Source organism: Melaminivora alkalimesophila (genome assembly GCF_000282995.1).
GTDB lineage: Bacteria > Pseudomonadota > Gammaproteobacteria > Burkholderiales > Burkholderiaceae_C > Melaminivora > Melaminivora alkalimesophila.
On the sequence record NZ_ALEE01000231.1, the window covers coordinates 1 to 8,683 of the forward strand.

At 66.3% G+C, this 8,683-nt stretch carries 9 protein-coding genes; all 9 read right to left on the bottom strand.

The annotated features are described in order from the left end of the window. Positions 1 to 123: DUF2818 family protein (locus A612_RS16955; RefSeq protein ID WP_019373279.1), on the bottom strand; the 123-nt coding region annotated here is incomplete at its 3' end. 28 nt (positions 124 to 151) lie between these two features. Next, entirely contained in the window at positions 152 to 1,645 is a 1,494-nt protein-coding gene (gene nuoN / locus A612_RS04075) for an NADH-quinone oxidoreductase subunit NuoN (protein WP_019373280.1), read from the bottom strand. A 30-nt stretch (positions 1,646 to 1,675) separates the two neighbouring features. Then, positions 1,676 to 3,151: an NADH-quinone oxidoreductase subunit M gene (locus A612_RS04080; RefSeq protein WP_019373281.1), complete on the bottom strand. Its 1,476-nt coding sequence runs from the start codon at positions 3,149 to 3,151 to the stop codon at positions 1,676 to 1,678. Between the two features lie 19 nt (positions 3,152 to 3,170). Then, entirely contained in the window at positions 3,171 to 5,180 is a 2,010-nt protein-coding gene (gene nuoL, locus A612_RS04085) for an NADH-quinone oxidoreductase subunit L (protein WP_040435980.1), read from the bottom strand. A gap of 31 nt (positions 5,181 to 5,211) precedes the next feature. After that, positions 5,212 to 5,520, bottom strand: a complete 309-nt coding sequence (gene nuoK, locus A612_RS04090) for an NADH-quinone oxidoreductase subunit NuoK (protein ID WP_019373283.1) — start codon at positions 5,518 to 5,520, stop codon at positions 5,212 to 5,214. Beyond that, the gene (locus A612_RS04095) at positions 5,517 to 6,179 is read right to left on the bottom strand and encodes an NADH-quinone oxidoreductase subunit J (protein ID WP_019373284.1); all 663 of its coding nucleotides are present in this window, start codon (positions 6,177 to 6,179) and stop codon (positions 5,517 to 5,519) included. Before A612_RS04095 ends, nuoK begins: the two co-directional genes overlap by 4 nt. Before the next feature lie 49 nt (positions 6,180 to 6,228). Beyond that, positions 6,229 to 6,744: an NADH-quinone oxidoreductase subunit NuoI gene (gene nuoI / locus A612_RS04100; RefSeq protein WP_019373285.1), complete on the bottom strand. Its 516-nt coding sequence runs from the start codon at positions 6,742 to 6,744 to the stop codon at positions 6,229 to 6,231. A 13-nt stretch (positions 6,745 to 6,757) separates the two neighbouring features. Then, positions 6,758 to 7,834 carry an NADH-quinone oxidoreductase subunit NuoH gene (gene nuoH, locus A612_RS04105; protein ID WP_019373286.1) on the bottom strand — a complete coding sequence of 359 codons (1,077 nt, stop codon included), beginning with the start codon at positions 7,832 to 7,834 and terminating at the stop codon, positions 6,758 to 6,760. Continuing rightward, positions 7,831 to 8,683 (bottom strand): molybdopterin-dependent oxidoreductase (locus A612_RS04110; protein ID WP_019373287.1); only part of this gene is annotated, 853 nt, incomplete at its 5' end. The genes A612_RS04110 and nuoH, both read right to left, overlap by 4 nt.

An 8,683-nucleotide genomic window follows, 5' to 3' on the forward strand; every position in this document is an offset into this window, starting at 1 on the left:
CGCCAGCGGCTTGGGGCCGCCGCGCTGCGGCCCGAGGACCAACCAGCGCTCGTTCAGGAATGGCAGGTTGGCAGCCACGAAGGCCACCAGGATCACCAGCCAGATGGCTGCGGATTGCGTCATGACGAGACCGCCGGAATGGGCGCTTCCCTCAGGTCGCCAGCGCCCGCACCACGGCGTCCGCGCACAGCGCCATCAGCCCGCCGGGAAGGATGCCCAGCACCAGCACCAGCGCACCGTTGAGCGTCAGCACCGCGCGCACCTGCAGTGGCGCCGTGATGCGCACCGGCGCCACCGGCGGATCGAAATACATGACCTTGACCACGCGCAGGTAGTAGAAGGCGCCGATCAGCGACATCACGACCGCATACACCGCCAGCGCGATGTGGAAGCCCTGGCCCGAGGCGACGAGCGCCTGCAGCACCGACAGCTTGGCATAGAAGCCCACCAGCGGCGGAATGCCGGCCAGCGAGAACATGCAGATCGCCATCACGCCGGCATACAGCGGGCTGCGCTGGTTCAGGCCGGCGAAATCGGCGATCTCCTCGCTCTCGAAGCCCTCGCGTGCCAGCAGCAGCACCACCCCCATGGTCGCCATGAAGGTCAGCACGTAGGTCACGATGTAGAACATCGCCGAGCTGTAGGCATTCTCCAGCGCCGTGGCGTCGGCGTTGCCGTGCACCACGCCCGACAGCAGGCCCAGCATCACGAAACCCATCTGGCCGATGGTCGAGTACGCCAGCATGCGCTTCAGGTTGGTCTGGACGATACCCGCCAGGTTGCCGACCAGCAGCGAGCCGATCGCCAGCACCGCCAGCATCTGCTGCCAGTCGATGGCCAGCGGCAGCAGGCCGTCCACCAGCAGGCGGATGATGATGGCAAAGGCCGCCAGCTCCGGCGCGCTGCCGATGAACAGCGTGATCACCGAGGGCGCGCCCTGGTAGACGTCCGGCACCCACATGTGGAACGGCACGGCGCCCAGCTTGAAAGCGAGACCTGCGACCACGAACACCAGCCCGAAGACCAGCACCTGGTGGCGGATCTGGCCGGCGTTGATCGCCTTGAAGACCTCGCCGATGTCCAGCGAGCCGGTGGCGCCGTAGATCATCGACAGCCCGTACAGCAGGAAGCCGCTGGCCATGGCGCCCAGCACGAAGTACTTCATGGCGGCCTCGGTGGCGAGCGTGTCGTCGCGGCGCAGGGCCACCAGCGCGTAGCTCGACAGCGTCAGCAGCTCCAGACCCAGGTAGAGCACCAGGAAGTTGTTCGCCGAGGTCATGATGAACATGCCCAGCAGCGACAGCAGGCTCAAAGTGAACAGGTCGCCGCCGCGCAGCATGCCGCGCTCGGCGGCATAGCCGCGCCCATAGACCAGCGTGACCATCACGGCCAGCGTGGAGAAGCACTTGAGCCAGTTGCCCATGGCGTCGCTGACCACCATGTTGCCCCAGCCGTAGACCGTGTTGCCGGTGCTGGCGTACATGGCCTGCAGCGCCGCCACCACGGCCAGCGTGAGCATGGTCAGCACGTAGGTGGCCGTGCGGCGCTCGCTCTTGACGCCCAGGTCCACCAGGGCGACCACGCAGGACATGACCAGCAGCACGACCTCGGGGTAAATCGCCAGCCAGCTGATGTTGTCAATCATCTCTTTTCTCTCGGTTCAGTCTGGTCGGGATCAGGGCAGCTTGGACTGCGCCACGTGCTTGAGCAGCTGGGCCACCGACGGATCCATCGCGTCGGTGAAGGGCTTCGGGTAGATGCCCATGTAGAGCACGGCCAGCGCCAGCACCCCCAGGACCAGGAATTCACGCCCGTTGATGTCGGCCATGCGGCGCACGTTGTCGTTCGTGACCGGGCCCAGATAGACGCGCTTGTACATCCACAGCGTGTAGCTCGCGCCCAGGATCAGCGCCATCGCCGCACCCAGCCCGACCCAGAAGTCGTACTTCACCGAGGCGATGATGATCATCCACTCGCCCACGAAGCCGGCCGTGGCGGGCAGGCCGCAGTTGGCCATGGAAAACAGCAGCGCGAAGGCCGCGAACTTCGGCATGGTGTTGACCACGCCGCCGTAGTCGGCGATCTCGCGCGAGTGCACCCGGTCGTAGAGCACGCCGATGCACAGGAACATCGCGCCCGAGACGAAGCCGTGGGCGATCATCTGCACCAGGCCGCCGGAGACGCCCATGTCGTTGAAGATGAAGAAGCCCAGCGTCACGAAGCCCATGTGCGCGACCGACGAGTAGGCCACCAGCTTCTTCATGTCCTTTTGCACCATCGCCACCAGGCCGACGTAGATCACGGCGATCAGCGACAGCGTGATCATCAGCCAGGCCCACTCGTGCGCCGCATCGGGCGCGATCGGCAGCGAAAAACGCAGGAAGCCGTAAGCCCCGAGCTTGAGCATGATGGCCGCCAGCACCGCCGAGCCGCCCGTGGGCGCCTCCACGTGCACGTCCGGCAACCAGGTGTGGACCGGCCACATCGGAACCTTCACGGCAAAGGCCGCGAACAGCGCGAAGAACAGCAGCGTCTGCACGTTCGCCGCCAGCGGCAGCTGGTGCCAGGTGGCGATGTCGAAGCTGCCGCCCGCCTGGTTGTACAGGTAGATGAAGGCCACCAGCGTGAGCAGCGAGCCCAGCAGCGTGTACAGGAAGAACTTGAAGGCGGCGTAGATGCGGTTCGGGCCACCCCAGATGCCGATGATCAGGTACATCGGGATCAGCGTGGCCTCGAAGAACACGTAGAACAGCATCCCGTCCATGGCGCTGAAGACGCCGATCATCAGCCCCGACAGGATCAGGAAGGCGCCCATGTACTGGTTCACGCGCTCGGTGATCGACTGCCACGAGGCGATCACCACGATCACCGTGATGAAGGCCGTGAGCGGCACGAACCACAGCGCGATGCCATCCACCCCCAGGTGGTAGTGGATGTTGAAACGCTCGATCCACAGGCTCTTCTCGACGAACTGCGCCGCGGCGCTGGTGTTGTCGAAGCCGGAGATCAGCGGCAGCGTGACGGCCAGCCCGGCGAGGGCGCCGATGAGCGCGATCCAGCGCACGGCCGGCGCCTGGCTCTCGCGCCCGAGCAGCAGCACCAGGGCACCGACGGCGATGGGCACCCAGATGGCAAGACTCAACAAACCCATTTTTCTTGTTCTCCCCGTCTTACTTGTTGAGCCACACGAAGTAGGTCATGAGCACGAAGATGCCCAGCAGCATGACCAGCGCGTAGTGGTAGAGGTAGCCCGACTGCACCCGGCGCAGCACCGAGCCCAGGCGCGCCATCAGCTTCCACGAGCCATTGACCACCGCGCCGTCGATCAGCGCCTGGTCGCCGCCCTTCCAGAAGGCGATCCCCAGGCCGCGCGCGCCGCGCGCCACGATGTTCTCGTTGATCCAGTCCATGTAGTACTTGTTGTCGAGCAGGCGGTAGATGGGCTGGAAGCTGCGCTGGATGGCGGCCGGCAGGGCCGGGTTGACCAGGTACATGTAGTAGGACAGTGCCACTCCGGCGAGCGCCATCCAGGTCGGCAGCGCGACGAAGCCGTGCGTGCCCATCGCCATGGCGCCGTGGAAGGCCTCGCGCAACTGCGCCATGGCCGGGTGGCGCGCCTCGTCCACGGTGATCACGCCGTTGAAGAAGTCGCCGAACAGCATCGGGCCGATGGCGATGAAGCCGATGATCACCGACGGAACCGCCAGCAGCACCAGCGGCAGCGTCACCACCCAGGGCGACTCGTGCGGCTTGGCCGCGGCGCCATGGCCGTGGTGCTCGTGCGCGTGCGGGTCCTGGTCGTAGCGTTCCTTGCCGTGGAAGACCAGGAAGTACATGCGGAAGGAATAGAAGGCCGTGACGAACACGCCCGCCATCACGGCGAAGTAGGCGAAGCCGGCTGCCGGCAGCGTGCTGTGGCGCACGGCGTCGACGATGCTCTCCTTGGAATAGAAACCCGAGAAGAACGGCGTGCCGATCAGCGCCAGCGATCCCAGCAGCGAGGTGATCCAGGTGATCGGCATGTACTTGCGCACGCCGCCCATCCAGCGGATGTCCTGGTTGTGGTGCATGCCGATGATCACCGAGCCGGCCGCGAGAAACAGCAGCGCCTTGAAGAAGGCGTGCGTCATCAGGTGGAACACCGCCACGGAATAGGCCGATGCGCCCAGCGCCACCGTCATGTAGCCCAGCTGCGAGAGCGTCGAGTAGGCCACCACGCGCTTGATGTCGTTCTGGATGATGCCCAGGAAGCCCATGAACAGGGCCGTGATGGCGCCGATCACCAGGATGAAGTTCAGCGCCGCGTCCGACAGCTCGAACAGCGGCGACATGCGCGCCACCATGAAGATGCCGGCCGTCACCATGGTGGCGGCGTGGATCAGCGCGGAGATCGGCGTCGGGCCCTCCATGGAGTCGGGCAGCCAGACGTGCAGCGGGAACTGGGCGCTCTTGCCCATGGCGCCGATGAACAGGCAGATGCAGATCACGGTGATCAGCATCCAGTCGGTGCCGGGGAAGCCGATCGCAGCCAGCTCGCCCGCCTTGGCGAAGATCTCGGCGTAGTGGAAGCTGCCGGCGTAGGCGCCGATCAGGCCGATCCCCAGGATGAAGCCGAAGTCGCCCACGCGGTTGACCAGGAAGGCCTTCATGTTGGCGAAGATGGCCGAGGGCTTGTTGAACCAGAAGCCGATCAGCAGGTACGACACCAGGCCCACCGCCTCCCAGCCGAAGAACAGCTGCAAGAGGTTGTTGCTCATGACCAGCATGAGCATGGAGAAGGTGAACAGCGAGATGTAGGAGAAGAAGCGGTTGTAGCCCGGATCGTCCGCCATGTAGCCGATGGTGTAGATGTGCACCATCAGCGACACGAAGGTCACGACGCACATCATCATGGCCGTGAGGCTGTCGATCAGGAAGCCCACCTCCATCTTCAGGTCGCCCACCACCATCCAGGTATAGATGGTCTGGTCGAAGCGCGCGCCGTCCGAGACGACGCTCTGGAACACCAGCGCCGACAGGAGGAAGGACACCAGCACGCCCAGGATGGTCAGCGAATGCGACACGCCGCGGCCGAAGCGGTTGCCGCCGAAGGCCGTGCCGAAGATGCCGGCGAGCAGCGAGCCCGCCAGCGGCGCCAGCGGCACCGCCAGCAGCGTCGAGACAGAAAGCGTTTGACTCATTGTGGAGAACCTTGCAAGGGAGGATGTCTCGTCAACCGCGCAGGTCGTCGAGGTCCTCGGCGTCGATGCTCGAGCGGTTGCGGAACAGCAGCACCAGGATGGCCAGGCCGATGGCCGCCTCGGCCGCCGCCACCGTCAGGATGAAGAACACGAACACCTGTCCGTGCATGTCGCCCAGGTAGTGCGAAAACGCCACGAAGTTCATGTTCACGGCCAGCAGCATCAGCTCGATGGCCATCAGCAGCACGATGAGGTTCTTGCGGTTCAGGAAGATGCCCACCACGGCAATGGCGAACAGCAACGCGCCCAGCGACAGGAAGTGGCCCAGCGTCGGGGTCATGGCTTGCTCTCCTCGGCCGCAGGGGCGGCAGGTGGCTCGGGGGCGCGGGTCGGCGGCATGGAGACCACCACCACGCGGTCCTGGGCGCGCACGCGGATCTGCGCGGCCGGGTCGAGCGCCTTGGAGTCCTTCCTCTCGCGCAGCGTCAGCCCGATGGCAGCGATCATCGCCACCAGCAGGATGGTGGCGGCGATCTCCACCGGCAGCAGGTACTCGGTGTAGAGCAGGCGACCGAGCGCCAGGGTGTTGGAGTACGGGATGGTCTGGCCGGCGGCATCCAGCAGGGCCGGCATCTCGGCCGGTGCCTGCACGCCGCGAAAGCCGGTCATGAGGACCGCTGCCATCTCCACGGCGATCACGCCGCCGACGAGCAGCGCCAGCGGGATGTGGCGCCAGAGGCTGCCGCGCACCGTCTCGATGCGGATGTCCAGCATCATGACGACGAACAGGAACAGCACCATCACCGCGCCCAGGTACACCAGCACCAGCACGATGGCCAGGAACTCGGCCTTGAGCAGCAGCCACAGGCCGGCGGCCTGCGAGAACGCAAGGATCAGATGCAGCACGGCGTGCACGGGGTTGCGCGCCGTGATCACCCGGAAGGCCGCATAAAGCAGCACCACCGAGAACAGGTAGAAGAAGCCGGTCGTGACGTCCATGAATCGGGTCTTTTCAAAGGTTCGGGCGCAGTGCCAAGGGGCCCGCGGCTCAGCGGTACTTGGCGTCCGCCGCCTTGGCCGCGGCGATCTCCGGCTCGTAGCGGTCGCCCACGGCCAGCAGCATTTCCTTGGTGTAGTACAGGTCGCCGCGCTTCTCGCCGTGGTATTCGAAGATCTGCGTCTCGACGATGGAATCGACCGGGCAGCTTTCCTCGCAGAAGCCGCAGAAGATGCACTTGGTGAGGTCGATGTCGTAGCGCGTGGTGCGGCGCGAGCCGTCGGCGCGCACGTCCGACTCGATGGTGATCGCCAGTGCCGGGCACACGGCCTCGCACAGCTTGCAGGCGATGCAGCGTTCCTCGCCGTTGTCGTAGCGGCGCAGCGCGTGCAGGCCGCGAAAGCGCGGCGACAGCGGGGTCTTCTCCTCGGGGTACTGCAGCGTCACCTTGCGGCTGAGCGCGTAGCGCCCGGTGAGCGCCATGCCCTTGGCCAGTTCCCAGAGCATGAAGCTCTTGAAGAAGTCCTTGATCGAAAAAGTGGAGGCGGGAGCCGTTACAGCAGCCATGGGAGGTCCTCGCTTACTTCCAGATGTTCCAGGGCGAGAGCAGCCACCCGCCCACGAGGATCAGCCACACCAGGGTGACCGGGATGAAGATCTTCCAGCCCAGCCGCATGATCTGGTCATAGCGAAAGCGCGGGAAGGTGGCGCGGATCCAGATGAACATGGATATCACGACGAAGGTCTTGATACCCAGCCAGATCCAGCCGGGAATGAAGTCCAGGAAGGACAGCGGCGCCGCCCAGCCGCCCAGGAACATGAGCACCGCCAGGATCGACACCAGCCACATGGCGGCGTATTCCGCCAGGAAGAACACGGCAAAGCCCATACCCGAGTACTCGACCATGTGACCGGCCACGATCTCGGCCTCACCTTCCACCACGTCGAAGGGGTGGCGGTTGGTCTCGGCCACACCCGAGACCAGGTAGACGATGAACACCGGCAGCAGCGGCAGCCAGTTCCAGGACAGGAAGTTCAGCCCCATCTCGGCCATCATCCCGCGCTCCTGGCCGGCGACGATCTGCGACAGGTTCATGCTGCCCGAGACCATGATCACGATCACGAAGCAAAAGCCCATCGCGATCTCGTAGCTGACCATCTGCGCCGAGGCGCGCAGCGCGCCCAGGAAGGCGTACTTGGAGTTGGACGACCAGCCGGCGATGATCACGCCATAGACCTCGATCGAGGCGATGGCGATCACCAGCAGCAGGCCGGCGTTGATGTTCGACAGCGCCATGTCGGGTCCGAAGGGCACCACCACCCAGGCGGCCAGCGCCGGCATGATGGCCATCACCGGGCCGAGATAGAACAGGCCCTTGGCCGCCGCCGTCGGCTGGATCAGCTCCTTGGTCAGCAGCTTGAGCGCGTCGGCAAAGGGCTGCAGCAGCCCGAGCGGGCCCACGCGGTTCGGCCCCATGCGCACCTGCATGAAGCCGAGCAGCTTGCGTTCCCACAGCGTCATGTAGGCGACGGCGATCATCAGCGGGGCGAGCACCGCGACGATCTTGATCAGGTTCCACAGCACCGGCCAGGCGATGCCGCTCCACCAGGGCGCAGCCACCAGATTCAGGCCGCCGTTGTACAGCGCGTCGATCATCGGGCGGCTCCTTCACGGGCGGCACGCGCGGCGCGTGCATCGGCGGTCAGCTGCAGCGAGGGCGCGCGGCGCACCAGGCTGTCGAGCTCGTAGATGCTGGCGACCACCGGCTCGGGGCACTCGCCCGAGGGCAATGCGCCCAGCACGGCGGTGCTGCGGTTGTCCAGCCGCTCGGCCGGCAGGTGCGACAGGCTGCCGGCGGGCGCGCCCGTGGCCTCGGCCAGCACGTCCTGCGAGGTCTCGAAGTCCATCCCCTCGATGCCCAGCAGGTTGCCCAGCACGCGCAGCACCTTCCAGCCCGGGCGCGCCTCGCCCAGGGGGCGGGCGGCGGTATGGAAGCTCTGCACGCGCCCCTCGGCGTTCACGAAGGTGCCCGAGGTCTCGCTGAAGGGCGCGATCGGCAGCAGCACGTCGCTGAACTCCAGGTTCGCCTTGAAGGGGCTCAAGGTGACGACCATCTCGGCCTGCGCCAGCCCGGCGGCGGCTTCGGCGCCCAGGGCGGAGTCGTATTCGGGCTCGGTGTTCAGCAGCAACACGGCCTTCGCCCCGCCCTGCAGCATCTGGCGGGCGTTCAGGCCGTCGCCCTGCGGCTGGGCGCCCACGAACTGCGCGCCCACGGTGTTCGCCGCCTCCGTCAGATAACCCACCGAGGCGCCGGTGTGCTCACCGATCCACTGGGCCAGGGCCAGCAGCGTCGAGGCGTGCGCATGGTGCGCGGCGGCGTTGCCCAACAGGATGGCCTTGCGCTCGCCGCGCTGCAACGCGGCCGCCACGGCGCGCGCCGCCTCGTCCGGCTGCACGTCGGCGACCGGCGCCTGCAGCCCCTTCTCGGCCGCCACGGCAGCGGCC